The organism is Streptomyces sp. NPDC037242 (genome assembly GCF_055604165.1).
In genome coordinates this window covers 21,329-46,986 of record NZ_JBVJUY010000028.1, presented here as the reverse complement: position 1 = coordinate 46,986, position 25,658 = coordinate 21,329, and the positions used below count along the sequence as shown (strand labels likewise).

The window sequence follows — 25,658 nt, the reverse complement described above, 5'->3', positions numbered from 1 at the left end:
TTTCGGTCTACAGGTTGTCCATGTACCACTTGGCCAGCGTGGCCCGCTGACCCGCGCTGGGGTTGCCCGGCTTGAGATCAATGACCTTGGCGTACGCGTCATAGACCCTACGGGCGTGCTCCCTGGTCATACCCAGGTCCCGCATGGCCTGGAGCTGCTTGGCGCCCCTCTCGCCCTTCATCATGTCGAGGCTGTCGTCACCCCGGCCCCAGACGAGCTTGCCGAACGCGTTCCGCTTGCCCTCGAAACCCAGCTCGGTGGCGACCTCGTCCACCTTGGCGAACTCCGCCTTGACGAGCTCGGAGACTCGCTTGGCGCAGTCCTGGGGGTTGGTGTTGTGGACCAGGACGGGAGTGCTGCCGGCCGCCACATAGTAGGTGTGGAGGTCGTTGACGGTGAGGTTGTACGCGGGCTGGAGCGACTTCCAGCGGTGGATCCCGGCGATCTGTGCGGGGGTTCCGTCAGCGGTCCGCAGGGTCTCGTTGACGCTGAGGTCGGCCGCGTCCTTCCACGTCCTGTCGCTGTCGGACCAGAAGGGGTGGTGGTCGGTGGAGGTGACCGTGCCACCGCCCTGGGCCGCGGCGAGGGTGACGTCGGTGAAGTCGCGGTCGTCGGGGGTGTAGATGGTCGCCTCGACGCGCCGCGGTCCGGTGACGTTCGACACGGGGTCGGTGGCCAGGACCGAGTCGCCGACGGCGATCTGCTCGATGGGACGGTAGGTGCCGTCACCCATGAGGACCCGCGTGCCCGCCGGGAAGCTGTTCGGCGCGGGCGGGATCGGGCACGTGATGAACTTGTCGGCCTTGCGGGCGTCGGCTATCGCCTCGACGCCCTTCTCGCCCCACTTGAGGACCTTCATGGCCTTGCCCCAGGGGGTGACGCCGGCGACGGCCATGGCGCAGCCGCCCCAGGAGGGCTCCTCGATGCAGCGCTGGATGTCGGCGCCGCCGGAGAGCTCCCAGGCACCCTTGAGGACGAGCTTGGCCAGATCGGCGTCGGGGCTCGCGAAGACGACCTGATCCGGATCGGCACCCAGCATGCACGGGGGCAGGCTGTCCCGGTTGAACGGGACGATGCACTTGGGCTTCTTCGACTTCTTCTGCGCCTCGACCTGCTTCTTGCGCTCCTCTTCCGCAACCCGGCGCGCTTCGGCCTGTTCGGCCTCGTACTTCTTCTTGACCGTGGTCCAGGCCTGCGAGGCGAAGGCGTTGGCCTCGTCCTTGCTCTTGCCCGCGGCGATGGCCGATTCACGGGCCTGGGTCGCGGACTCGTTGGCGCGGGCCGCGGACTCGCGTGCGTAGGCCGCGGAGAACTCGGCCTGGAAGGCCGACTCCTCGGCGGCGTCGGCGTCCCGGCTGGCGGCGGCTGCCGCGTTGCGGGCGGTGGCCGCGGAGTTCTTGGCCGCGGTGGCGCTGGCCTCTGCGGCGGTCGCGGACTTGTTGGCGTCGGCGGCGTACTGGGCGGCGGCGTCCTTGGACTTCTGCGCCTCGGCCGCTGCGATGTCCGCCTCGTTCTTGGCCACGGCGGCCTTGGCGGCGGCCTCGGCCGCGCGCCAGCGGTTCTCATTGGCCTTCGCGGCGATGCCGGAGGCCTCGGCGATCAGGCGGTCCACCTGGTTCTTGTGGTGGTCCGTGAGCTTGTCCTTGCGGTCCGCCATGAACTGGCCGACGGTGACGAACTCGTGGAGCTGGTCGGCCGGGCCGGCGAGCGCGATCTTGGCAGCCGATTTGACCTCGGGGCCACCGGTGTTGACGAGCTTGGAGGCGATGACCTGCTCGTCGCTGTTGCGCGCCGAGTACTGCCCGATGGCGAGGAAGGTGGCGAGCGCCTTGCCGCTGCCGTCGGCGAGGGCCGCCTTGGAAGCGTCCTTGACCCCCGGGCCGCCGGTGTTGTTGTACTTCGAGACCTCGACGGCGAGGTCGTCGGCGCCGGCCGTGAACTGGCCGGTCGTGTAGAAGCCGTTCACCTGCTCGGGCGTGCCGTTCAGCGCGGTCGCGGCGCCGGTACGCACGGACGGGTACGGGCTCTTGGCGCTGAGCTGGAGGACCCGCTCGCGGATCTCGTCCTGCCCGGCCTGCTTCCAGCGGGTGCGCAGGTAGGTCAGGACGCCCTCGTCCGTGCCTCCCAGTGCGTCGATCGCGGTCTCCTGGCTCCAGGGGCCGCGCAGCTTGAGCGCGTTCAGGGCCAGGGCGCGTCCCTTGGCCGCGGTGGCCTTGACGTCCACGTCCGGCTTGGCCGCCTCGGAGGCCAGGGCGGAGGCGGTGGCCTCCAGGTTGATGCCCTGCAGCTGCTGGGAGGCGGACTTGGAAACGTAGCCGTCGATCAGCGCCTTGCGGGACTTGGCCTGCTCGATGGCGGCCTCGGTCCTGGTGGCCAGGTCGGCGGCCTCGGTCTCGCGGGCGATGTCACGGACCTTCTTGGCCGTCACCACGGCGGCGTCGGCGGCCTCGGCCGCGACCTTGGCCGCGTCCGCGTGCTTCTTCGCCTCGGCCGCGGCGTTCGCGGCCTCGCCCGCGTGGGCGGCTGCCTCGTCGGCCGCGTCCGCGGCCGCGCGGGCGTGCCGGGCTGCGGAACGGGCCGCGTCGCGTGCCTCGAAGGCCGCGTTCGCGGAGCGCTGGGCCAGCGCGGACGCCTGGTCGGCGGCACGGTTGGCGGCGTTGGCGTGACGGCGGGCCTCGGCCGCGGCCTGACGGGCCTCGGCGGAGGAGTTGCCGGCCGCGTCCGCGTAGTTGTTCGCCTCTTCGGCGGCGTCCGCCGCGGCGTTGGCGTTGTCACCCGCGCTCTGCGAGGCGCTGGCCGCGCGCCCGGCGGCCTGCGAAGCCAGGCCTGCCATCTCCGCGGCCTGCGCGGAGGTGTCGACCAGCTTGGCCGCTATTCGGGCGACGTTGGCGAGGTCCCGGGCATTCCCGGCCTGGGTCGCGTCGTTGCCCGCGGCGATGGCCGCGTTGTACGCGTTGTTCGCCGCGTTCGCCGCGGCGGCAGCCGCGCTCGCGGTCTGGGCGGCGGCCAGCGCGGCGACCCGGGCCGCGCGGCTCGCCGCGTTCGCCGAGCTGATGGCCTGCTGGGCAGCCGCAGCTGCTGCGCGTGCCGCGTCGGCGGCCTGCTTGGCCTTCACCGCGGCCCGGTTGGCGTCGTTCTTGGCGAGGTTGGCCTCGTAGGCCGCCTTCTGCGCGGCCTCCTTCGCCTGCGCGGCGGCGGCGATGGCCTTGGCCGAGGCTTCCTCGGCCGCCTTCGTCGCGTCCTCGGCCTGGATACCGGCCTGCTTCGCGTCCTCCGTCAGCTGCGCGACGGTGGCGTACTCCTGGTCCCGGTTACGAGCGGTGAACTGCCCGATCTCCAGGAACTCGACCATGTCGTCCGGGGTACCGCGCAGCGCGAGCCTGGCGGCCGCCTTGACGTTCGGACCACCGCTGCCGGCCAGCTTGGAGACCGCGACCTCGTTGTCCGACTCGCGCGCGGTGTACTGACCCTCGTCGAGGAACTTGGCGATGTCCTCCGGAGTGCCCTTGAGCGCGGTCTTGCCCGCGTCCTTGACCCCGGTGCCGCCCATGTTGATGATCTGCGAGACCTCAACCTGGCGGTCCTCGTTGAGAGGTGCCTTCCAGCCATCGTTGAGGAAGGTGTTCAACTGTGCGGGCGTGCCCTTGAGCGCCTGCTTGGCCGCTGCCCGGACCGCCGGACCGCCGACGTTGAACAGGCGGCTGGCCCGGACGTAGTTGTCGTCGTACTCGATGGCCGGTGCGGCGTCCAGGAACTTCTGGATGTCCTCGTCCGTACCGAGGAGCGCCCGCTCGGCCGCCTCCTTGATACCGGCTTCACCGGTCCGCCAGTAGGAGACCGCCCGCATCCGGCCGAAGGGGTCCGCGTACTCCGGATCCTCAGCGGCGCCGGCGGGTGACGCGCCGAGCAGGCCGGCCGCGAGCGCGGCGGGCAGCAGGCCGCCCGCGACGATGCGCACGCTCGTCATGCGCGCGGCGCCGATACGGCCGCCGCTTCTCGGGTGTTGCACCCGATCGAAGAATGTTCGCCGATTCATTCGGCAGGTTCCCCCAACTTGGTCAGAGCCTCCGGGCATGGCTGTGGCCCGGCCTGGCGTGACCGTATGCGCGGAGTTCCGAAAAATCAACTAAGGTTGACTTGGATTCATCTACGGCTTACTTCCGGTGATTCGCAGCCGCCCTACGGACCGAAAACCCACGGAGCCAACCGGGGGCGCTGGTGGGTCCGGCAAGCCACAGCTTGCAGGGGCAGCGGGGCCCGGCGCGGCGAGTCGCGCGGCATTGGCCTTGTGGCGCGGTCGGCCGTTGGCTGAGTTCAGCCGTTTCCATGAGGTCCCATCATGTCCTGCGCCGCACCCTGGCCGATGGACTCGGCGTCGGTCCTTCCCCTCCACCCAAGAGGTCTTCCGCAGGATGCTCGACCCCGGTCGCACAACAGTTTCGCCGCCTGGGGACTGTGGACCGCTCCCGTCTCGGGAGCAGCGGCCGCCACCCTTCTCGGCCAACCGATGGAGCAGACCCTGGACCTCCTCGACATCCTGGTCAGCGCCCACCTGCTGCAGAACCCCGCCCCCGACGCCGATCTCGTCGGCGAGTTCGCCGCGGAGTGCACCTGCCGAGAGGGCTCCACGCCCTGGGCACCCTGCTCCTGGCTTCAGGCGATGCCGTAGGTGCGGAGGCGGCCTTCCGCCTTCATCTTCCTCTGCCCCCGATCCGACCGATCACGACACCGCGCACGGCGTCCGCTCGCACGTACCCCCATTGCTTCGAGTCGACGCTCGCGGGGTGCCGCCCCAGGATCAGGTAGCACGCGCTCGGCACCCTCCCCGCTGCGCGGAAGGCAGGCAGCGTGTCGAACGGGGCCGGCACGCGGTCCCCGGGCGTGGCGACGATCCGTTTGAGGAACAGTCCCTGGCCCGGATCGGCCTCGGCAGGGGCGTCCACCAACGCGCGGTCGATCACGACGTCCCGGCCCCGACGAAGCCGTGTCAACGCTCCCCGGCGGACCATCAGAACACGATCGCCGTGTTCGTAATCCGGCGACATGCTCGATCCGTTCACGTCCACCAAGGTGACGAGCGACCGGACGAACACAGCCGACCCCAGGCCCACGGCAGCCACCACGCACAGGACGACCCAGCTCGCCATCACGAACGCCCTCCTGCGGGGGTGGACGGGCCGGCGGCATCCACGTACCCGCTCGCCTGGGCGTCGAAGAGACGACGGTACTCACCGTCCTGTGCCATCAGCGCGTCGTGGCCGCCCGCCTCCACCACCCGGCCGTCTTTGAGGACGACGATGTGGTCGGCGGTCCGGACGCAATTCATGCGGTGGGACACGATCACCTTGGCCGCCTGAGGGGCGAACCGCCGCAGGCGTTCCGTCATTTCGGCTTCGGCCCCGGCGTCGAGACCGGAACCCGGCTCGTCCATGACGACGAGGCTGCGGTCGTTCCGCATGAAGGCGCGCGCCACCGCCAGTCGCTGCCACTGACCGCCGGACAAGGAGACCGGCGGCGCCTCGTCCCCCGTGGGGTTCGACAGGAACGCCCGGCTCAGGAAGGTGTCGTAGGACTGCGGCAGTGCAGCGATGAACTCGTGCACACCGGCGCGTTCCGCTGCCCGGCGGATCCGGTCCCGGTCGCATCGGGAGGAGTGGTCACCGATGCCGATGTTGTCGGCTGCGGAGAGGTCGTAGGCGGCGAAGTCCTGGAAGACGGCGGCAATGTGGTTCCGGTAGCCGTGCGGATCGAACCTGTCGATGTCGACGCCGTCCCAGAGGATCACCCCGCGGGTGGGCGCGTAGAGACCGCTCAGAAGCTTGACCAACGTGCTCTTCCCCGACCCGTTGACCCCGACGAGGGCGGTCGTGGTTCCCGGAGTGAGGTCGAGCGAGATGCCCTTGAGAACCCAGTCCGACGCCTGTGAGTAGCGGAACCACAGGTCCGAGACGCTGATCCGTTCCGACAGCGGTGCGGGGAGGGCCGCCGGACCCGACGACGCCTTGTCGGGAAGGTCCACGACGGCGAGGTAATCGTCGAACAGGACGAACCCCTTTACCGCGTTGCCCGCCGTCTTCGCCGTGGCGGCGAAGTTCGCGGTGAGGCCCGCAATGGCGGACAGCACCACGGTCACATCCCCGACCGACAGGTGCGCCGCGACGACCTCCGAGGCCACCCACGACATCGCGCCCGCAACCACCGCCGCATTGACGATCAGGACGGGGACCTGCCGGGTGAGGGACTTGCGGTCGACTGCGGCGAGGGCGTCGTGGGAATTGCGCAGTTCGCCATCGAGCCGGCGCAGCCAGAATCCGCCGAGCCCCAGCGTCATCACGTCCTTCACGGTCGCCGCGGACGTCAGCATCGTCGTGTAGAAGGCCTGCCGACGGGCGGCCGTCATGGTCTGCTGCATCGCCTGAGCCGAGAGACGAGACGTCGCGAGTCCGGTGACGACGACCAGGGCGGCCGCGCCGAGGACGAAGAGGAGGATGACCGGCTCCACGACGAACAGAGCCGCGCCGAACCCCGCGATGGCGGTCACGGACTGGAGGGAGCCGAACAGTCCCCCCACGACCTGGGTGGGCACCGAATGCGCCGTGCGATGGGCGAGGTTGACGCGGTTGAGGAAGGCCGGGTCCTCGAACGCCGACAGCCGGGTGATGCCGCTGAGGCGTCCGAAGATCTCCGTCTGCATGTGCCGCTCGACGGCACGGTCCAGATGGGCCTGGGCGTAGGAGGCGACGTGGGGGAAGAAGAGCGCTCCGGCTCCCGACGTGGCGATCAGCCCCACGGCCAGGACGTCCCGGGAGGAGGCTGGTGAGGTGTCGGTCAGCGACTCGATCAGCAGCTTCACCCCCCAAGCCATCACAGGGGGGAAGGCCCCTCCCGCAAGACTCGCCAGCAGTAGGACGTACGGGTGTCCGCCGCCGCACTGGAAGACGATCCTCGCGATGCGCGTAGCCTTCCGGCCCCCGCGGGGACGCCCAGTGGTTCCCGGTGCGAGGAGCGGAGGGCCGACTCGGCTAGACATCTTCCGGCCGTCGCGCGAACTCGGGCATGGCCTTGTCCAGTGCCAGCGCGCCACTGCCCCAGGAACGGATCCTCCCCGTCTCGGCCACGACGCCGAAGGCGGGAAAGTTCCTGATGCCCAGCGGCTCGAGTACCGGCCCCTCCAATTCCTGCCGGACCACGATGCAGACCTCTTCGAGGGAGCGCTCGAACTCGTCGGCCACGCTTCCCTCGCCGACGAGGATCGCGACGACCCGCTCCCGCTGGACGTGATGCCGGGTCAGCAGGTCCTTGAACTCGGGGAGTTGCTCCGCGCAACCGGCGCATCCGGCCGAGAAGAGGCCGAGGGCCACCGGCTCGTTCGTTTCGCCACCGAGAGGTGCGAGTTCGCCGCGGGAGCCGAGAAGGGGCGCGACGTCCGGGAAGCGCTTTCCGATCGGCGTCACGAAAGCCGGCCGGCTCTCCGTGGACTCCAGGATCTGCTTGGTACGTCGGGCGACCATCAGGGACAGCAGGAAGGCGAGTGTGGAGAAAGCCAACGCAATCACGGACATGGCGGAGTTCAATGCGATTCCTTCGTTGAGTTCGTGAACAGGGCGACGAGGTCGTCGAAGAGGATGACGAGGGCGGCCGCCCCGATGGCCGGTGCGACAGCGATCATCTGGTGCACCGTGGACTCCGGCAGTCCGGGGGCGGTGATCCATGAACCCGCCGTAGCGAGCGAAGCGATGATGACGAGCGCGCAGTTGCGCAGGACGTGGAGCGGCGAGGCAGGCACGTCGGACTCGCCCATGCAACCGCAGGAGTCTCCCGCGCCTCTGCGCACGAGTTGCGCTACGTATGCGGTGAATCCTGCACAGACGACCAGGATCAAAGAAAAGCCGTACGGCACCATCGAGTCGGGCAGAAGCGCAGACAGGGCTCCCGCCACTTCCAGGGCCACGACACCCTGGGCCACAAAGGGAACCTCGCCCCCCAGCCGAGGAAGCGTCGCGACCAAGTGCCGCTCGAACGTGCGGAAGTCCCGCATCTTCAGGACGGCGGAGGCCGCGAACACCAGGAAGAAGAAGGACCTGCTGAACATGATGAAGTACGTCATGGGGTGGATCTCCCGGGCGGGCGCCGCGTCGGCCCGGAATCCGGCCCGACGCGGCGTTCCCGCCCCTGGGGCTGATCAGCCGCAGCTGACGTGGCAGTTGTTCAGGTAGCAGCAGGTGTAGGACCCGCACCCGCCCCCGGCGCATTCGCGCTCCTCCCAGCACGTCGCGGCGCAGCCGGCGGATGCGGTCGTGCTGGGAAGCAGGGCCTCGGCGAGCTTGAGACCTGCGGACAGGATCGTCTTCGTCATCTTTTCCGTCTCACATTCCATGAGTTGCGACTCCCGCAGAGCGTCCCTGCGGGGCTTCAGCCCCCATCGGGGCTGACGGGACTGATCATGGGAGGGGCCGATAACAGGGCACCAACCGACCAGCAACAACGTCCTCGGACGATCACCCCCGCTGCGGGGTCTGGCGGCCTTCCCGCTTTCGACGCCCACCGCGAGAGCCGCCGCCGCGCACGTCTGCGATAGTCCTCAGGCCCGCCGGTCGATGAGGATCATCGCCACGTCGTCCGCCAGATGACCTTCGGTGTGGCGGATCAGCGCCTGGTGCAGTGCGTCCAGGAACTCCCCCGGGGAGGTGTCTGCGGGTATCTGCTGCATGGTTTCCGGCAGCAGGAGGAACTCGTTGTCGCGGTTGCGGGCTTCGATGACACCGTCGGTGTAGAGCAGCAGCCGTTCGCCAGGGAGGAACGGATACTCGTCGGGCCCCGCGGGAGGCCCTGTGACGAGGTCTTCGAGACCGAGCGGCGGCATCGGCGTGGTCGGCATCAGGGCCCGGACCGTGCCCTCGTGGAGAACCAGCGGAGGGGGATGACCTCGGTTGACCAGCTGCACCACCGGTTCCGCCGGCACCTGGGCCACGAGCGCGGTGGTGAATCCCTCCAGGAGCACTTCGGGAAGTTCCGCCTGGGAGTACGTACCCGGTACAGCGGCCTCTCGCCGCAGTGCGGCCGCGCAGTGGTCCATGACCTCCTGCAGTTCGTCCTCGTAGTGGACGGCCTCGCGGAACGCGCCCAGTGCCACGGCGACCGCGCGGATGGCCGACAGCCCCTTCCCCCGGACGTCCCCCACGATCAGCCGGACGCCGTAGCGCGTCTGCACGGCCTCGTACAGATCGCCGCCGATCTGGGCCCCTGTCCCGGCGGCGAGGCACACGCTGGCGGCCCGTACGGGGCCGAGGAACTCGGGGACGGGCCGCAGGACGACCTCCTGGGCGGCCACCGCGATCCGGCGGACCTGGTCGAGCTCGCTCTGCCTGCGTGTGCGCACCGCGTTACTCAGGATGACACTGGCCACGGACACCACGAGGATCCCCAGGAAGTTGCCGATGATCAGCTGGGTCTGGGTCCCCCACGACTGGTTGTAGGTCGCGGAGGTCGCGTTCACACTCGCGGCGAGGGCTGCCGCGGACAGCGTGCCGACCGGGCCCATCGTCAGCGCGGCCAGGGCCGGTGTCGTGGTGAGGACGGGGCCGGTGACCAGGTGGTGCGCGGGTGAGAGCTCGATGCCCAGCACGCCCAGCGCGATCGCGAAGGGCGCGCACTTCGCCAGCGTGAACAGGATCGCGTGGTGATCACCCACTCCGGATCCGGAGGGCGCTCCCGATCGAACGGGTGAGCGAAGGTGTCGCCTCAGAGGATGTGACCTCATACGGACAGCCTGCCTCGCGGAAGTCGTTGCGGCCTCCCGGGACCCTGGGGGTGCCCCCCGGCGGGGCTTACAGGCGCTAGACTTGCAGAATTCTGCAATTCGGCAGTTCTGGATTCAGTGGCCGACGCGTCATCGAGCAGGAGGGAAAGCGCATCATGACGGACAACCCGCCCGAGCCGGACGCGGCGGCGGACCAGGAGAAGTGGAAGGAGAAGGGCGTCGCGATGCGGGCCTTCTTCTACATCTTCGGCACGCACGTGTTCGCCGGGTTCGTCTGGCTGCTGTTCTACCTGGGCGAACACGCCCAGAAGTGAGATCGCCACCCGTGCGGTCGTAGCACCGTGCGATGACCTCCTTCCACGGCAGGGACCGCAGCCGACCGTGCAGCCCTGGCTGCCGGGCAGCCGTGACGGCCCTCCGGTGGGACCCGTGGGCCGTCACGGAGGTCGGGGTCAGCCGAGTCGGGCACGCAGTTCTGCGACCTCGGCGCTCAGGTCGTCGACCACGCAGTGCATGGCCTTGTCCGTGCATCCCAGCCCGAACGCGGCGGCAGGCGGGGGCGACGGGGGCGACGCCACTTCGGAGGTGGCCGGAGGAGGCGTGGCCCGGGTGGCTGCCACGGCCGAAGTCGCACCCAGGACAGGGGCGGCGAGGGTCGCCGCAGCGACCGCGACAGCAATGCGCTTCTCGGGCGGGCTGCCGCTGAGCGCGCTAGTTGGCGGGGCGCGCGTCCTCCCCGTCGGGAGCGGAGGTGGTGGCCTGGCCCAGGCCGCGGCGGATCGCGGTCTCCACGGGAGAGTACGCGCCGTCGGCCCGCTCCAGTTCGTACGGCGCGGCCGGCATCAGCGGCGGCTGGGCCATGAAGCGCGGGCGCGCCCCGTGGTGCGGCTGTGCCGCGTGCACCAGGAACGGGTGGCACAGGAACACGTCCCCCGGGGAACCGGTGGCGAGGGCGAGCGGCCGGTGGGCTGATGCCGCTACGAGGTCCGGCGCGATGGCCAGGCCGCTCGCGCCCTCCTCCCCGTACGGCTCCAGCACCTTCGGCACGTCGAGGTGGGATCCGACCCGGATCCGAGTCGGGGCGTCCTCTTCTCCGACCTCGCTGAACAGAAACAGCATCAGCAGGGACCGGCCGCGTGAGCGGAGGTTGGTGAAGGGCCAGGCCTCGCCCTCCACCGCATAGCTGCCCTCGATGTGCCAGCCCGCGTCGTCGGGCTCCTCCTCGTGCGGGAAGCGCAGCGGAAAGGTGCCGAGCGAGTAGCGCTGCTCCCAGCGCCCGGAACCGACCAGCAAGTCGTATGCCCGGTGCAGGGCTGGGGAGTTGGGTGCGGCGGCGAACGGTCCCTGTGCCATCCCGCCGACCCAGTGCACGGGGCGCGTCCACGTTTCCGGGTCGTCCGGGTCGCAGCCCGTCTCCCGCCACAGCAGCCGCGCACAGCTCGCGGCCACGCGCGGCGCGACGGCGCCCTCCAGCTTGACGAAGCCGTCGCGGAGGAAGCGGGAGATCAAAGTCGTGTCGTCCATGCCTCCATCGTGCGGCGCCGCGCATCCCGGACACCCGACAGTTGCCGCACCGTCTTTATCGGGTGCGGCGGGCAAGGCCTCACCTGGTTGAATCGGTGATCGGGATCTTGGAGGCAAGGGTGCTGGAGCGGCTCAATCAGGCCATGGAGCACATCGAGCGGCAGCTCGACAGCTCCGTCGACGTAGGTGAACTGGCGCGGCTCGCGGCCACCTCGGAGTACCACCTGCGCCGGATGTTCTCGGCGCTCGCGGGGATGCCGCTGTCGGAGTACATCAGGCGCCGACGGCTGACCGTCGCGGGCGCGCAGGTACTGGCCGGTGAGCGGACGCTGCTGGAGATCGCGGTGCGGTACGGATACGGCTCGGGCGAGGCATTCGCGCGGGCGTTCCGCGCGGTGCACGGCGTCGGGCCCGGCGAGGCGCGGCGCACCGGCGCGGCCCTCAGCTCCCAGCCCCGCATGACCTTCCGACTCGTCGTCGACGGGAGCAGCAGCATGCGCTACCGCGTCGTACACAAGCCGGAGTTCAACGTCGTCGGGGCGAAGGCCAGAGTGCCGCTCGTGCACTCGGGGCCGAACCAGGCGATCATCGATTTCGTCCGCGGGATCGGCGAGCAGACAAAGGAACTGCTGGAGAAGCTGTCCGACCAGGAGCCTCACGGCATTCTCGCGGTCTGCGACGACCTCGATCCCAGCCGGGCGGAGGGCACCGACCTCGACTACTACCACGGGGTCGTCACCTCGGCGTCCGCACCGGAGGGGATGACCACGCTGCCCGTGCCGGCCGGGACCTGGGCGGTCTTCACCACCTCGGGGCCGGCGCCGGAGGCGATCCAGGCGCTGTGGCGAGATGTGTTCACCGAGTGGTTCCCATCGAACCCGTACCGGAGCTGCCCCGGGCCGGAGATCCTTCGTATGCGCATGTCGGCGGACGGCAGCCAGGCGGATGCCGAGCTGTGGCTGCCGGTGGAACGTGAGGCCGATTGATTCCGGATTCCCTTCCTGGCCTCTGCGCCATCTCGCCTACGCGGAGGAGGTTTCCCGCCCCGTGGCGCGGTGGATCGCCTCGGCCAGCTCCGGGGCGTGCGCGGCGAAGGGGCCGAGGTCCGTGGCGCGGGCGAAGGCCGGGTGGCCGTGATGGTCCCCGAGCCGGGCCAGGGCGCGGAGCCCGTAGTACGCCGACGGCCCCGCGGGGGCCGGCGCGGACGGCAGGGCTGCGCCCGAGGCGATCACCGGGAGGGTCTCCTCGAACAGGGTCTGGCAGGCCCGGACTCCGTGCAGCATGACCTGGAAGTGGCGGGCGTCGGGGGCGATCGGGAAGCGGTGCTCGGCCAGGACCCGGCCGGTGTCGATGCCCGCGTCGACCTCGTGGAGGGTGGCTCCGTACTCGCGTTCACCGTGCAGGAGGGCGAAGAGGACGGCCACGGAGGGCAGTCCTCGGTGACGCGGCAGCAGGCCGTTGTGGATGTTGAGGATGCGCAGGCCCTGGGAGAGCAGCGGTGTGCGGAAGATCTGCCGGTTGTTGACGGACCAGACGATGCCGTCGGTGCAGGACGCCGCGAGTGTGGCGGCGTGGGCGTTGATGTCCGGTGCGGTCAGGTGCCGGGCACCTGCGGCGTCCTGCGGATCGTTGCAGCAGACGAGGTCGACGGGGTGGCCCAGTTGGACGGCGTGGGTGACGGCCCGGCGCAGCAGGGCGCCGTCTCCGACGAAGATCATGCGGGTGCCTCCGTCCGGGCGGCCGTGACGTGGGTGCAGACCTGATCCAGCGTCACATTGCGCACCAGGCAGTCGAGTGCCCCCAGGAAACGGCCCGCCTGGCCGGGGGTGAGCAGGTCCGAGGAGACGGCGGTGAGCATCTCGACCAGGGCCAGGGAGTCCCCGCCCAGGGCCTGGAAGTCGGAGTCCGGTGAAAGTCCGGCCGCGTCCACGCCGAGGATCGCGGCCCAGTGGCGGGCCACCTCGGCCCGCAGGGTGGACGGCGCCGCCGCCCCTTGGGCCGGGGCGAACGGGTCGGGCAGCCCGGCGAGGTCGACCTTGCCGCCCACCGTGCTGGGGATGGTGTCCACGGTGACGATGTGGGACGGGACCAGGGCGGCGGGCAGCAGGGCGGTGAGCGCGGCGCGCAGGGTGCCGGGCAGGTCCGGGGTGTCCGCGCGCGGGACGACGTACGCGCACAGGACCGGCGTGGTGGTGTGCGGGCGGCTGCGGGCGGCCACGACGGCGCGGCTCACCTGGGGCTGTGCTTCGAGCGCGGCGATGATCTCCGCGGGTTCGATGCGGTGTCCGGCGATCTTGAGCTGGCCGTCGATGCGTCCGGCGAACTCGACCGCTCCGCCGGGCAGTCGTCGGCCGAGGTCGCCCGTGCGGTAGCTGCGCGTGCCGTCCGCGTGCACGGTGAAGGGGGACGGTCCGCCGTCGGGCGGGCCGAGGTAGCCGCGGGCCACCTGGGGGCCGCTGACGACGATCTCCCCCGTCCGGCCGGTGTTCCGGGGTCCGGTGCCGATGCGTTCGCCGTCCTCGGTGACGAGGTCGACGCGGGCGTAGGGGCCGGGGGTGCCGATGGGGACGGTCGCGCCCGGCGTCGCCGCGTCGTCCACGACGTGGGCCAGGCAGACGACGGTCGCCTCGGTGGGGCCGTAGCCGTTGATGATGCGGCAGTCGGGGCCGAAGGCCGTACGGGCCGTGCGTACGGCGGCCGGGGTGAGCGGCTCCCCGCCGAGCAGCAGGGTGCGTACGGCTCCCCTGTCGGGCAGCAGGGCCAGGTGGGAGGGGGTGAGCGCGAGGGTGTCGGCGCGGTGCTCGGCGACGAGGCGGCGCAGGGTGGCGCGCGAGGGCGCGTCGGGCGCGAGGACCACGGTGCCGCCGGCCAGGAGGGGCAGGAAGAGGGGGAAGCAGGAGATGTCGAAGCCGTAGGAGGACACGAAGCCGAAGCGGCTTCGGGCGTCCACGCGGCAGGCCGGCCCCATCCACTGCGCGAAGCACACGAGGCTGCGGTGCTCGATCTGCACGCCCTTGGGGCGTCCGGTGGAGCCCGAGGTGTGGATGACGTACGCCAGGTCCTCGGGCGCGGGGCCGGGAGGCATCGGCCCGGGCGCACCGGTGACGAGGTCCTCGGCCGCGAGCAGCGGGCAGGGGACGAGTGTGGTGAGGGCCTCGATGAGGTGATGCTGGGTCAGGCACAGCCTGGCGCCGCACTCCCGGAGGATCTCCGCGGTCCGCGCGGCGGGGTGGGCCGGGTCCAGGGGTACGTAGACGGCGCCCGCCTTGAGGATGCCCCACAGGGCGCAGATCCCGTCCGGGGTGCGGTCCACGATCAGTCCGACGAGGTCTTCGCGGCCGATGCCGCGGCGCAGCAGCTCGGCGGCCACCGCGTCGGAGCGGCGGTCGAGTTCGGCGTACGTGACCACGCCGTCCGGGCCGTCGAGCGCGGGTGCGCCGGGGGTACGGGCGGCCTGCTCCCGGAGGAGGTCCACGACGGTGGCGCCGGGGGCGGGCTCGGGTTCGGGCGCGGCGGCGGGCATCGGCTCGGGTGCGGCGGCCGCGGTGCCCGTCAGGCGGGCCAGGGCTCCGTCCAGGAGACGGGCGGCGCGCTCGCCGAGGCCGGGGCCGCCGCGTACGCCCATCGTCACCTCCGTGGCGGTGTCCGTCTCGGCGGTGACCACCGAGACGGGGACCAGGGGTGCGTGAACGGGCAGCGCGTAGAGGGTCGTCACGGTGAAGCCCCCGCCCGAGAAGTCGGCCGGGTCCAGACGTCCCAGGTGGGAGACGACGGCGGAGGCGAGATGGCGGTCGGCCCGCACCGCGCCGGCCTGGGCGGCTCGCAGCAGCAGACGACAGGCGGCGGGCGGCAGCGGGAGGAGGGCCGACTCGAAACCCGAGGCGAGCTCGCGGCTCTCGGCCAGGCCCTGCAACAGGCTGGCCTGCGCCCTCGGCCACTCCTGCCCGGCGCTCAGGTCCAGAAAGAGCGGCAGGGTCAGGTTGCCGGTCGAGGCGATGCCGGGGCGGTGGCGGCGCAGGTCGACCGGGACCATGACGCGGGTGCCGTGGGCCGCACTGCCGGTGGCCGCACTGCCGGTGGCGGCACTGCCCGCAGCGGCACTGTCGGTGAGGGCCTGGGCCAGTCGGGCCGTGAGCGCCGGGTGGTGGCCGGGCAGGGTCCGGCGCAGCCACAGGGTCCGCTCGGGGCCCGCGGTGGACCGGCCCAGCGGAGACGGCCGGTCGGGTACGAGTGCCGGGCGCCGGGCACCGCCGCCCAGTCGGCGCAGCAGGCCGCGGTCGGTGTCCGGGGCGAGTGCGGGACGGCCGGGCTCCGTGCGCAGGGCGCGGAAGACCTCCCGTACCCAGGTCAGAGCGCCGTGACCGTCCATCACGGCGTGCGAGGCGCTGAACACGAGGGTGGCGCCCGCCCCGGCGGCCGTGCCGGGGATCACCAGGACCTCGCACCCCGGCGCGTCGCCGCGCCGCGAGGGGCCGGTCAGGAGCGCCGCCGTGGCGAGGTCCGACACGTCGATGCCGGTGGCCGCCGGTGCCGCGTACCGGACGGTGGGCAGCGGGCCCTCGGCCGTCCACACGGGGCCGCGTCGCACCAGCCGCGATCCGGGGCATGCCTCGGCGGCCCGGGCGACGGCCGCCCGTAGGGCCGCGGGCTGAGGGGCGGTGTCCCCTTCGACGACGATGCGCAGGGCCATGGCACCGCGCGCGTGCCCGGCGGCGAGGTAGAGGTGTTCGGTGGCCGACACCGGCCGCCGGTAGACGGGGGTGGTCTGAAGGTGCGTCATCGCGGGGTGTCCCCTTGGTCGGTACGAGTGGACGCGCTCGGCTTCGGGCCCGTGGGACGCGCCCAGGCCTCGATGCCGCCGATGGCGTGAATCCAGCGGAGCAGCTCCTGTACGCCGTCCGCTTGGGTGCGGGGCGGGTCGTAGCCGAGGTCGCGGCGGGCGGCGCCGGTGTCGTACGTGGTGGAGCGGGTGAGGAGCGCGGTCATGTAACGGCTCAGCGGCGGTCCCGTACCGGCTGAGGGGCGCAGGCGCCACGCCGTCTCGACGGCCTCGGCGAGGACCCTGGCGGCGAGGACGGGAACGCGCGGGTGCGGCGGGGCGCAGCCGAGGAGGGCGCCGACGCGGGCGAGGAAGGCCCACAGGTCGGTCTCCTCGCGGTCGGCCACGAAGTACGCCTTCCCGCTGATGCGTTCGGCGGGGGCGGACATCGCGCGCAGGCACGCGTCGACGGCGTTGTCCACGTGGCACAGCGAGACCCGTACCTGTTTGCCGCCGGACAGGTCGGGCAGTCGGCCCGCCCGCATCGAGGCGATCATGCGGGGCAGGAAGCCGGCGTTGTCGCGCGGGCCCCAGATGCCGCGCGGGCGCAGTGCGCAGGTGGTGAAGTCCGGTGTGCTCGCGGACAGCACGTACTGTTCCGCGGCTGCTTTGGTCGCGCAGTAGTGGTTGAAGAAGCGGGTGGGGTAGGGGGTGCTCTCGTCGATGCCGAGCCGGTCGCCCTCGCGCAGGTGCATCAGGGCGCTCGGGCTGCTGATGAACACGAAGCGGGTGGCGCCCGCCGACCGTGCCGTCGCCAGCAGCCGCTGCGTACCGGCGACGTTGACCTCCTGGAACTGTGCGCGGCTGCCGTGGTCGACGACGCGGGCGGCGCTGTGCAGGACGGTGTCGCAGCCGATGGCGGCGCGGGCCAGCGAGGCGGTGTCCGCGAGGTCGCCGGGTACGAGGTCGAGTCCGGGACCCAGGGTGGCCAGCCGGGCGGTGTCGCTGCCCGGCCGGACCAGAGCGCGGACGCGGTGGCCGCCGCGCAGGCAGGCGTCGACGAGGTGGCCGCCGAGGAAGCCGGTGGCCCCGGTGATCAGGATGTTCACAGTGCCCGCCACCAGGTCGCGCCGTAGAGCATGGTCAGTGCGGCGCTGGCCGCGCGGCTGCGGCCGGCGGCCTTGCCCCGTGGCAGCGCGAGGGGGATCTGCGCGGCGTGCACCGGGATGCTGAGGAAGGCGTCCGCCCACCACAGCCAGCGCAGCAGCGGTACGTCGGGGATGTCCGCGACGGCCGCCCAGATCGCGCCTCCGAGGAGGTACGCCCACCCGGCGAGCGGTACGAGGCGAGTCGCACGGGCTCGGGAGAGAAGGGGCGGGGGCGGGGCGAGGCGCCGTTCGGCCCAGCGGGCCAGCTGCTCGCGGCCGATCTTGGCGTTGTGGCGGACATCGACGGGGAACGCCGGGTGGTGCAGGAACTCCTCCAGCCCCCTGGTCGGGGCGTGGGCGGCGGCCCGGGCGCGCAGTTCGGCGACGAGGTCCCGCCAGGCGGCGCTGCCGGGCGCGACGTCGGTCTCCACGCAGACGACGGGGCGCTGCGCGCCGGCCGGGCCGATGCCGACCAGGGCGCTGCGGCGCACCAGCGGATGGGCGTTGAAGACTCCTTCGCAGCGCACGGTGTACAGGTCGCGGCCGGCGGTGCGCACCCGTTGGGAGGTGCGCCCGCAGAACCAGAGCCGGCCGCGGTCGTCGAGGTGGCCGAGGTCGCCGGTGCGGTGCCAGGCGAGCGCGGCGGCGCCCCCGGGCTGGGCTTCGTACACCTTGTGCAGGGCGTCGGAGTGCGGCGCGTCGTGGTAGCCGGGGCTGACCGATTCGCCTTCGACGAGTATCTCGCCGACGCTGCCGGCGGGCAGGGCGGTGCCTGGGTAGAGGCGGGCGCGCGGGCCGTCGGTGACGGGGACGATACGGACGCGGGTGCCGGGGACGGGGCGGCCGACACAGGTGCCGGCGCCGCTCGCGCTGCCGGCGGAGGTCTCGCCGAGGATCTCCTCAGATTCTATCGAAGTGATCGGCAGGACCTCGGTGGCCCCGTACGTGACGTGGACGGACGCCTTCTCGTCGAGGACCGTGCGCAGGGCGGCGACGACGGAGTCGGGGACGGGCGCGCCGCCGGAGACGACGCAGCGCAGGTCCGGCAGGGTGCGGCCCACGGTGGTGAGGTGGTCGGCGAGGTTCCGCAGCAGGGCGGGCGAGGCGAACACGGTGGTCGCGGCGAATCGTTCCAGCGCATCCACGAGCAGGGCGGGATCGGCCTGGGCGACCTTGGCAGGCGCGAGGGGCGCGAGGACGGTGGTGGAGCCGTAGACCAGGTCGAGGAGGCCGTAGAAGGGCAGTGTCACCAGTGAGGTGTCATCGCGGGTGCGCCCGTGCGCGGCCTCGATCTGGCGGGCGATGGAGAGGGCCATGCGGTGGGTGTACTCGACTCCCTTGGCGGGGCCGGTGCTTCCGGTGGTGAACCCGATCATCAGGAGGTCGTCACCGCCGACCTCGGCCGCGGGGGTTCGCGGGCCGTCGAGGGTCCGCAGCGCGGCGAGGGTGCGGCCGCCCCAGAGCCGGTGGCGGCCCAGGGTGACGGGGATGCGTACGCGGCTGAAGGTGCGCCGGCCCAGGACCCGTACGAGGTGGGCGAGCGGCGGGCCGATGAACGCCTCGGCGCCGACGGCTCGGTAGCAGTGGAGCATCCGCCGTACGCCCATGCCGGGGTCGACGACGACGGGGACGGCGCCGAGGCGGAAGAGCGCGAAGGCGAGGGCGAAGAGTTCCGGGCCGGGCGGTGCCATCAGTACGGTCTTGGTGCCGCGGGTGATTCCTGCCCGGGCCAGTCCGTGGGCGAGTTGCTCGACGGTTTCCTGTAACTGCCCGTACGTCACTTCGCGGTAGCGCAGGCCGCGGCCGTCGCGGTGGCGGCCGTCGGGGTGGATGACGGCCGGCTTGTGCGGGAAGGCGGCCGCGTTGCGCTCCAGGCAGTCGGCCAGACCCGCGGCGGTTCCGGAGTGGGGAACGGTGCTCATCGCGTCACCAGCCTTCGGGCCGGTAGCCGGTGCAGGCGGCGCTGGGGCCCGCGCCCGCGGCGACCAGGAGGATCCGGTCGCAGTCCTTGGGGCGCGGGGCGGCAAGTGCCCGGAGGTAGCCGAGGATGGGCGCCGCGGTGTGGGCTTCGCCGGCGGGGCCGGCGTTCGCCTCCTCCCCCGCGTGCGGGCCGACCACGAGGGTACGGTCCAGGTCGATGCCGTGCTGGCGGGCGTAGCGGGTGGTGCAGGCGGCGGCGAGGAGGCTTCGCCGCGCCCCGTGACCTTCGGTGCGCCGGACCGTGATCCGGGAGCGGCCGTCGCTGCCCATGACCGCGGTGTCGAGGTACCCCTCGGTGTCGGTGGGCCCGTCGCCCGGGTACACCGTCACGGGGCCGAACCCGGCGTCTGGGTCGGCGCTGCGCTGGAGGAGGAGCGCGCCGGCGAGGTCCGCGTACGGGTAGTGCGGATCGCGGCGGGCGTCGCCGCCCGGGTGCACGTCGGCGGCGGTGATCAGGACGCGTTCGGCGCTGCCGGTGTCGAGGAGGCTCTGGGCGAGCTGGACGGCGTTGAGGACTCCGCAGGCACCGTTCATGAGGTCGAAGGAGAAACCCGCGGCGGGGGCGGGGTCGGCGATGTAGTCCAGGTTGATGCCGACCTCCTTCTGGACCAGCGCCGCGAGGGCGGGCTCGAAGGTGTTGGACTCCCGGTAGACGCCGACGTTGATGAGGACGCCGACGGACAACGGGGAGACCTGTGCCTGCGCGAGGCAGGCGCGGGCGGCCCGGCTCGCGAGTTCGACGGCGGAGGCCGGTCCGGCGCCCTGGTGCGTGGCGGTGTGGGCTGCGGCGATGACCGTTCCCATGGCTCAGACCCCCATGTTCGTGATCGTGGCCGACAGGGCGCCGGTCACCACGCCGGAGGCGGCGGGGACCATGAGGAACCGGGAGCCGGGGCGGGCGGTGCCGGCCCGCAGGTGCTCACGCAGCGTCAGGAGGTGGGAGGTGGTGGCGGTGTTGCCGTACTTCTCCACGACCGCGAGGGAAGTGGGCATGGGGGCCTCGAACTCGGCCTCGGCGGTCTGGTTCACGTAGTCGATGAAACGGGTTCCTACCTGGTGCTGGATGACGTAGTCGAATTCCTCGTCGGCGAATTCCCGGCCCTCCTTGGCCAGGAGGTCCGCATGGAATCGCGGCCACAATTTGAGCCGGTCGCGGTTGTGCATCTTCTTGTTGTCCGTGTAGAGGGCTATCCCCTGCGTGCGGTCGCTCGGCATTCCCATGCAGAGGTGCGAGTAATCCGAGCAGGTCATCAGTTCCACGTAGTGGATCCGGTCCGCTTCGTCGGCGGAGGCGTCCAGGACGACCGCTGCCGCCGAGTCGCCGACGGAGAGCGAGGCGAACTGCGGGTCGTAGGAATCGGTGACCTCGCGGGCCGCCGTCTCGGCGACACCGGTCGCCTGCTCACCGCTGACGACCAGGCCGTTGCGTACCGCGCCGGAACGGATGAGGCGGTCGAGCAGGTACACGCCGGTCATCATGCCGGCGCAAGCGTTGGACACGTCGAAGTGGATGGCCGAGCGCGCGCCCAGCTCGCGGGCGAGCATCGCGGCGAAGGACGGTTCGAAATAGAAGCGGCCCCCGTCCTTGAAGCGTGTGATCGAAGCCGAGATGACGACGTCCAGATCGGCTGCTTCGTAGCGGGAGCTGTCGAGGCAGTCCCGAGCGGCGGAGAGGGCCATCGAGAAGGAGTTCTCGCCGGCCTGCGGATCGGGGTCGTACACCCGGCGCTCCGCGACTCCGGTGATCCGCTGGAGATCCACGTCATGGACGGCGGATATCCCCTCGGTCAATTCCCGGGTGGTCATCACGGTCTGCGGTATGTGGGCCCCGAGGGCCTCTAACCGGCTGAAGCGATTCAGCGTGCTCATACTTCTGGTTCTCCATGGGTATCCCCGTAACAGGCAGCGAAGTTACCGTAGCGTAGAGATTGCACGCGGGTTCACCAAAGCGTCTTCAAGCGTGCAGATGGGTCGAGTACCGGCCAATCGGTCGATGGATGGCATTTCGCCAGCACTCGGGGAGCCGGACCGCCGGGAAGGGCCGTCCCTCCTGGCCCGCGGAACCCCGTGGCGCCCTGTGGCACCCCCCTGCACTCCGTTCTTCGGCCGGAACGTCACACACGGTGCCCAAAAGCTGTCCGGAACCACTCGGTCCGCCTTGACCGGTCGCAGCCCGCGATGTGACCGGCCGTGTGGTCCCGCTGCTCCGGACGGCCCACCCCTGCGGCACGGCCCCCGACCGTGCCGCCCGCCCTGTGCTCGGGTGGCCCCGTGCGAATCGGCTGTTCCCGCCGTGCCGCCACGTGACCCACGGCGCCGAGCGGCCACGCGCGGCCGGCCGTTCCTTCGGGAGGAGAACGCAATGAACCCCCTACGCACACGGTGCGCGGTGGCGATCGGCACGCTGCTCGCTTCGGTGGCCATCGGCTCCGCCGCGCCCCCGTCCGTCGCGTCGCCGCCGCCCGAGCTGGTGGTTCCCTCGGCCGCCTACCCGACGGTCCAGTCAGCGGTCGACGCCGCACGCTCGGGGGACCGCATCACCCTGCGCCCCGGCGTCTACCGGGAGCAGGTGACGATCCGCAAGAACCTCACCATCACGGGGGCGGGGGCCGGGAAGACGACCATCCTGGCGCCCGAACACCTGGTGACGGGCTCCGACGGCCTCAACTCGATCGTCACCCTGGAGAACGCGGCCTCCGTGAGGATCTCGCGCCTCGCGGTGAGCGGGCCGGGGTCCGGCACCTGCGACGAGGGAGCACTCGGAGCCGGCATCCGGGTCCTGGGCGGAGCACACCTGGAGCTGAGCCACGCGGAGGTGTCCCACATCAAGGACACCCCCATGGCCCCGTGCTTCCGCAGTGCCAACTCCATCCTCATCGGCGACCTGCCCGCCGGTACGGGATCGGCGACCATCCGGGACTCCAGGATCACGGACTACCAGGGCTCCGGCGTCGTCGTGCTCAACGCGGGCTCGGAGGCCACGCTGCTCCGCAACGTCGTCACCGGCCAGAAGACCATCTCCACGGACGGGATCGAGTTCGTCGAGGCGACCGGCAGGGCCGAGCAGAACACGGTGAGCGACAACGCCTGCCGCGAGCCCGACGCGGGTTGCGGCCCGGACTTCTTCACCGAGTTCCAGCACGCCGGCATCCTAGCCAACACGGGGGTCGTGGTCACCAAGAACCACCTCGTCGGCAACCAGCTCGGCATCTACGGGTTCGGCTCGATGGAGACCAGCCACAACACCCTCATCGACAACGAGTACTTCGGGATGGCCCTCCAGGACGGGGAGTTCACCGCGTACAAGGACAGCATCCGGGGCGGCGGGGGCGGCGTCGCGGTCGTCGCCTCGGCCGTCGACACCACCGCACGGCTGAACCGGGTACGGATCGAGGACGTCACCGGAGAGCGGATCCAGAAGTTCGAGTGCTGCGGCTTCACCGCGACGGTGACCACCGAGCCCTGAGCCCGGCGCCGCCGGCCCGTACGCCGCGATACGGCGCGCGGGCCGGGCGTCGCGCAGCAGTCGATCTTGCCAGCACCGACGTGTGCGGAGTCGGATGTGGAGTCTGGGTCTGCTCGACCAGAACAGGGAGGCTGCTCGGCCGGCTCGTCGTAGCGGAGTCCTCCCCCGCGGGCTGATGCTGAGCGGTCTGCGCCAGAACCACTTCGTCAATGCGGCGGCAGAATGCGCCGACCCGGTCCGGCTGATGCGCCGGTTCGGCATCACCGAGCAGACCGTCATGCGCTACGTCGACACCGCCGCGCCTGCGCGGAGCGCGCCGCGCAACTGCCCGGGTAGCGGGCCGGCTCCGAGCCCGATGCCGCAGGTGAAACCCCGTGGCGACGTAACAGTGGGTCCGGCATCATCCCCATGTGATGGTGATGCAACCCGTTCTGGAGATTTTCGCCGCCGACGACTTCGCGCTCTGGCCGGTGGGCGAGCACGAGCCATACGGCTACCTCGTGCTGAACGGGGAGCTCACTCCGGCGGAGGTCGGCACGGCCGTCATGCGAATTGCCGACTGCAACGACTTCGAGCCGGAGGAGGAGCACGGGCCGCGCCCCACCGACCCACTCGGCACATTCCTGCACGGGCTGCTCACCATGCCCGACCTGTTCGCCGCCGGCGGCTTCCGGGTGACCGACAACGCCACCGACACCGTCTTCGTGGACCCGGGCTGCTGCAACGGCCTGGAGACCTGGCGGGAATGGCTGGAGGTGCTCGACGGCACCGGCTGCGCCTACTTCGGCCACGATCCGTCCTCGGCGGCCGAACGCGCCGGCGACATGGTCCGGTTCACGCTCGACGCCCACGGGACGGACGGCAGCCCGGTGATCGAGCTGTCGGTGGACCAGGTACGCAGGCTCGTCGCCGGCGCCCAGCAGGATCTGCAGGACTTCCTCAGCCTTGCCGGAAGCTGGGCTGAACAACACCTGCCGGCACACGCTGCCGCAGTGACTGCCGCCCTGGCACGGGCACTGGACCTGGATCCCACACCATGACCAGCTTCCTGACCCACCGAGCGCAGGTGCACGACGGCCGCCTTCCCCTCCGCCGCCGACACAACGCGCTGCGGACCTGCATCACCCTTTTCGCGCCGTACGGCTTCCGGGCGACCTATCACCACCTCACGCTCAGCGCTGCGATCCCCCGGCGGCTGGAGGCGGACCCGGACGCGCTGGTGCGGGCGGTGGAGGAACTGCATGAGGCGCGGGTGCTGTGGCTCGCGAGGGTGGAGGAGTACGCCGCGCAACGCCGAGCGGAGAAGCGGGCTGGGCTGCGGGGCGTACCAGAGCCGCGACCGTGGTGGCTGCTGCGCAGGTGGGACGCCCCGGACCGCGTCTGGTATCAAGACCCATTCCGCCATCCGCCGCTGCGACTGCCCGAGTACATCCGGCGGCAGAACGCGACTCTGGACGGTGCCGACCTGCCCGGCTGCCCGGCTTGCGGGGACGAAGGACCGCTGGTGCTGAGCTCGACCGGGCACGGCTGGGCCGAGCTGTGCCGTGGGTGCGCATGGGTGCTGACGCCGTGCCCGTGCGGTCAGCGGCACCGGTTCGTGCCGGAGATCCCGTTCAGCTGGACCGGAATCTGGCAGCGGGCGCACATGACCGATGACGGCACGCCAAACCCACATTGGCCTGGGCGCTAGCCAGTTGGCCGCGGCACAGCGAACACTCGGCCGTGGATCGTGGACGACGCATTGTGGGCACTGATCGAACCTACAAGGCCAGGAACCCATCGACCGCGTTTGAGAGCAGGCGACAGATCGGCCAGCTCCGAGACGATCAGGCGAACCTCCCGCGTGAGTCCGGGGGACTCGTTCCAGGCTTCGGGGCCCCTGGTGACCACGGCAGCCAGCAGATCGCCCTCGTACATGTCGCCTTCTGCCATCGGGTTACCCCGCAAGAGCTCCACCGCCAACGGCAGGAGATAGGACAGGCCAATGTCCTGCCTGATCAGCAACCGCATCTCTTCGACCGTCAGTTCTCCGATCGGCTTGCGCCGAAGGCCGCGAGCGGTCGCCATAAGCCGGGTTTCGCCGCCCGGTTGGGCTGACCAGCGATCGCACTCAAGCTCCTCGAGGGAGCGGTCACGGTTCATGATTCGAGACACCGGACGATCCTCCCATGATGCCTAACCCTTCTCGCCGATCTCGGGCTTCGCTCCGCGACGAAGACGAAGCAACCGTCCTCGTCGCGGCTGTCAACAAGTGGCTGTGACCAGTGCTTTCGTCACCGGTTGGGCGGCCAGTGCGAGGAAAACGGCTCGCGAGGCTCCTGGGGTGGATGGCAGGGTGCGGCGCATGGCCTCCCAGTATCGGATTCGTGCCGATTACGACGCTCGCACGGTCGTGGTCTACCAGGCGTACGCGCCTGCCATCGCCGACGCGGCACTGCAGGCAGGCCGCTTCGTTGCACCCTTCTCATTCCACAGGATGACGTGGATCAAGCCGTCGTTCATGTGGCTGATGCACCGGAGCAACTGGGCCCGCAAACCAGGTCAGGAGCGCGTTCTCGCGGTGCGGATGACGCGCGAGAGCTGGGAGGAGGCCCTGTCCCAGGCCGTGCTCACGACCGCAGACCCAGCGGCCGTGGCTCAGGCGGCCGTGCACGTCCAATGGGACCCGGAGCGCTCACCGCGCGGGGCAGCGCTCAACCACTACAGCATCCAAGTCGGCATCGGCCGCCATCTGATTCGCACGTTCGCCGACGACTGGATTGTCAGCCTCACCGACCTCACCCCGCAGGTCCGCAAGGCTGCTTCCCTGATACAGACTGGGCATGCCGCGAAAGCCCAGCGATTCTTCCCAACAGAGCGTGCCTACCCACTGCCCCGGCCGCTGGAAAACCGACTTTCCTCAGGTGTGTGACCGCCGACCGCCACGAAAAACCAGCCACACCGCGAACCGGCCCCTACCAGCATTTCGGAGCACGCCCCAGCGCCGGGAAGCGCCTCCGGGGCCCGCCGAACCACGCCGGT

Annotated in this window: 23 protein-coding genes; 7 read left to right on the top strand and 16 right to left on the bottom strand. The window is 71.1% G+C overall.

Annotated elements, in window-relative coordinates; translation table 11 throughout:
• Positions 1–7: 7 nt before the first annotated feature.
• Positions 8–3,967: a polymorphic toxin-type HINT domain-containing protein gene (locus ACZ7GJ_RS28285; protein WP_470755724.1), complete on the bottom strand. Its 3,960-nt coding sequence runs from the start codon at positions 3,965–3,967 to the stop codon at positions 8–10.
• A gap of 540 nt (positions 3,968–4,507) precedes the next feature.
• On the opposite strand from ACZ7GJ_RS28285, the gene ACZ7GJ_RS28280 reads away from it, so the two are divergent.
• Positions 4,508–4,669 (top strand): hypothetical protein, encoded by a 162-nt coding sequence (locus ACZ7GJ_RS28280; RefSeq protein WP_470755723.1) that lies wholly within the window; start codon positions 4,508–4,510, stop codon positions 4,667–4,669.
• A 22-nt stretch (positions 4,670–4,691) separates the two neighbouring features.
• Here ACZ7GJ_RS28280 and ACZ7GJ_RS28275 read toward each other — a convergent pair whose 3' ends face one another.
• The 6 genes from ACZ7GJ_RS28275 to ACZ7GJ_RS28250 all read right to left on the bottom strand — a co-directional run bounded on the left by ACZ7GJ_RS28275 (position 4,692) and on the right by ACZ7GJ_RS28250 (position 9,691).
• Positions 4,692–5,147, bottom strand: coding sequence for a S26 family signal peptidase (locus ACZ7GJ_RS28275; protein ID WP_470755722.1), 456 nt, complete (start codon positions 5,145–5,147; stop codon positions 4,692–4,694).
• Positions 5,147–6,853, bottom strand: a complete 1,707-nt coding sequence (locus tag ACZ7GJ_RS28270; RefSeq protein ID WP_470755721.1) for an ABC transporter ATP-binding protein — start codon at positions 6,851–6,853, stop codon at positions 5,147–5,149. Before ACZ7GJ_RS28270 ends, ACZ7GJ_RS28275 begins: the two co-directional genes overlap by 1 nt.
• A 169-nt stretch (positions 6,854–7,022) precedes the next feature.
• The gene (locus tag ACZ7GJ_RS28265) at positions 7,023–7,547 is read right to left on the bottom strand and encodes a hypothetical protein (protein ID WP_470755720.1); all 525 of its coding nucleotides are present in this window, start codon (positions 7,545–7,547) and stop codon (positions 7,023–7,025) included.
• 23 nt (positions 7,548–7,570) lie between these two features.
• Entirely contained in the window at positions 7,571–8,107 is a 537-nt protein-coding gene (locus tag ACZ7GJ_RS28260) for a MauE/DoxX family redox-associated membrane protein (protein WP_470755719.1), read from the bottom strand.
• A 75-nt stretch (positions 8,108–8,182) separates the two neighbouring features.
• Entirely contained in the window at positions 8,183–8,356 is a 174-nt protein-coding gene (locus tag ACZ7GJ_RS28255) for a hypothetical protein (protein WP_470755718.1), read from the bottom strand.
• A gap of 225 nt (positions 8,357–8,581) precedes the next feature.
• On the bottom strand, positions 8,582–9,691 hold the full coding sequence (locus ACZ7GJ_RS28250) for a PP2C family protein-serine/threonine phosphatase (RefSeq protein ID WP_470755717.1): 1,110 nt from the start codon (positions 9,689–9,691) through the stop codon (positions 8,582–8,584).
• A gap of 224 nt (positions 9,692–9,915) precedes the next feature.
• Here ACZ7GJ_RS28250 and ACZ7GJ_RS28245 point away from each other — a divergent pair, with 224 nt between their 5' ends.
• Positions 9,916–10,074, top strand: coding sequence for a DUF6126 family protein (locus tag ACZ7GJ_RS28245; RefSeq protein ID WP_470755716.1), 159 nt, complete (start codon positions 9,916–9,918; stop codon positions 10,072–10,074).
• Positions 10,075–10,212: 138 nt separating this feature from the next.
• On the opposite strand, the gene ACZ7GJ_RS28240 is transcribed toward ACZ7GJ_RS28245, so the two are convergent.
• Positions 10,213–10,380 (bottom strand): hypothetical protein, encoded by a 168-nt coding sequence (locus tag ACZ7GJ_RS28240; protein WP_470755715.1) that lies wholly within the window; start codon positions 10,378–10,380, stop codon positions 10,213–10,215.
• A gap of 91 nt (positions 10,381–10,471) precedes the next feature.
• Complete coding sequence (locus ACZ7GJ_RS28235; protein ID WP_470755714.1) at positions 10,472–11,284, bottom strand: phytanoyl-CoA dioxygenase family protein; 813 nt, start codon at positions 11,282–11,284, stop codon at positions 10,472–10,474.
• 119 nt (positions 11,285–11,403) lie between these two features.
• Between ACZ7GJ_RS28235 and ACZ7GJ_RS28230 the strand changes: the two genes are divergently transcribed.
• Positions 11,404–12,270: an AraC family transcriptional regulator gene (locus tag ACZ7GJ_RS28230; RefSeq protein ID WP_470755782.1), complete on the top strand. Its 867-nt coding sequence runs from the start codon at positions 11,404–11,406 to the stop codon at positions 12,268–12,270.
• Positions 12,271–12,306: 36 nt separating this feature from the next.
• Here the strand turns inward: ACZ7GJ_RS28230 and ACZ7GJ_RS28225 are convergent, their stop codons facing one another.
• The 6 genes from ACZ7GJ_RS28225 to ACZ7GJ_RS28200 are packed head-to-tail and all read right to left on the bottom strand — an operon-like array spanning position 12,307 to position 21,040.
• Positions 12,307–13,002 (bottom strand): formyltransferase family protein, encoded by a 696-nt coding sequence (locus ACZ7GJ_RS28225; RefSeq protein WP_470755713.1) that lies wholly within the window; start codon positions 13,000–13,002, stop codon positions 12,307–12,309.
• Positions 12,999–16,064, bottom strand: a complete 3,066-nt coding sequence (locus ACZ7GJ_RS28220) for a non-ribosomal peptide synthetase (protein WP_470755712.1) — start codon at positions 16,062–16,064, stop codon at positions 12,999–13,001. The genes ACZ7GJ_RS28225 and ACZ7GJ_RS28220 overlap by 4 nt, the downstream gene beginning before the upstream one ends.
• Positions 16,061–17,152: an NAD-dependent epimerase/dehydratase family protein gene (locus ACZ7GJ_RS28215; protein WP_470755711.1), complete on the bottom strand. Its 1,092-nt coding sequence runs from the start codon at positions 17,150–17,152 to the stop codon at positions 16,061–16,063. Before ACZ7GJ_RS28215 ends, ACZ7GJ_RS28220 begins: the two co-directional genes overlap by 4 nt.
• A complete protein-coding gene (locus ACZ7GJ_RS28210) occupies positions 17,149–19,113 on the bottom strand; it encodes a fatty acid CoA ligase family protein (RefSeq protein WP_470755710.1) in 1,965 nt (654 codons plus the stop codon). Before ACZ7GJ_RS28210 ends, ACZ7GJ_RS28215 begins: the two co-directional genes overlap by 4 nt.
• Before the next feature lie 4 nt (positions 19,114–19,117).
• A complete protein-coding gene (locus ACZ7GJ_RS28205; protein WP_470755709.1) occupies positions 19,118–19,975 on the bottom strand; it encodes a hypothetical protein in 858 nt (285 codons plus the stop codon).
• 3 nt (positions 19,976–19,978) lie between these two features.
• Complete coding sequence (locus ACZ7GJ_RS28200) at positions 19,979–21,040, bottom strand: 3-oxoacyl-ACP synthase III family protein (protein ID WP_470755708.1); 1,062 nt, start codon at positions 21,038–21,040, stop codon at positions 19,979–19,981.
• A 493-nt stretch (positions 21,041–21,533) separates the two neighbouring features.
• Here ACZ7GJ_RS28200 and ACZ7GJ_RS28195 point away from each other — a divergent pair, with 493 nt between their 5' ends.
• The 3 genes from ACZ7GJ_RS28195 (at position 21,534) to ACZ7GJ_RS28185 (ending at position 24,327) form a co-directional block, all read left to right on the top strand.
• Positions 21,534–22,637, top strand: a complete 1,104-nt coding sequence (locus tag ACZ7GJ_RS28195; RefSeq protein ID WP_470755707.1) for a right-handed parallel beta-helix repeat-containing protein — start codon at positions 21,534–21,536, stop codon at positions 22,635–22,637.
• Positions 22,638–23,050: 413 nt separating this feature from the next.
• Positions 23,051–23,677, top strand: coding sequence for a hypothetical protein (locus ACZ7GJ_RS28190; RefSeq protein WP_470755706.1), 627 nt, complete (start codon positions 23,051–23,053; stop codon positions 23,675–23,677).
• Entirely contained in the window at positions 23,674–24,327 is a 654-nt protein-coding gene (locus ACZ7GJ_RS28185) for a hypothetical protein (protein WP_470755705.1), read from the top strand. The genes ACZ7GJ_RS28190 and ACZ7GJ_RS28185 overlap by 4 nt, the downstream gene beginning before the upstream one ends.
• Here ACZ7GJ_RS28185 and ACZ7GJ_RS28180 read toward each other — a convergent pair.
• A complete protein-coding gene (locus tag ACZ7GJ_RS28180; protein WP_470755704.1) occupies positions 24,324–24,791 on the bottom strand; it encodes a contact-dependent growth inhibition system immunity protein in 468 nt (155 codons plus the stop codon). The genes ACZ7GJ_RS28185 and ACZ7GJ_RS28180 overlap by 4 nt on opposite strands.
• A gap of 190 nt (positions 24,792–24,981) precedes the next feature.
• Between ACZ7GJ_RS28180 and ACZ7GJ_RS28175 the strand changes: the two genes are divergently transcribed.
• Positions 24,982–25,548 carry a DUF4291 domain-containing protein gene (locus tag ACZ7GJ_RS28175; protein ID WP_470755703.1) on the top strand — a complete coding sequence of 189 codons (567 nt, stop codon included), beginning with the start codon at positions 24,982–24,984 and terminating at the stop codon, positions 25,546–25,548.
• Positions 25,549–25,658: the final 110 nt, after the last annotated feature.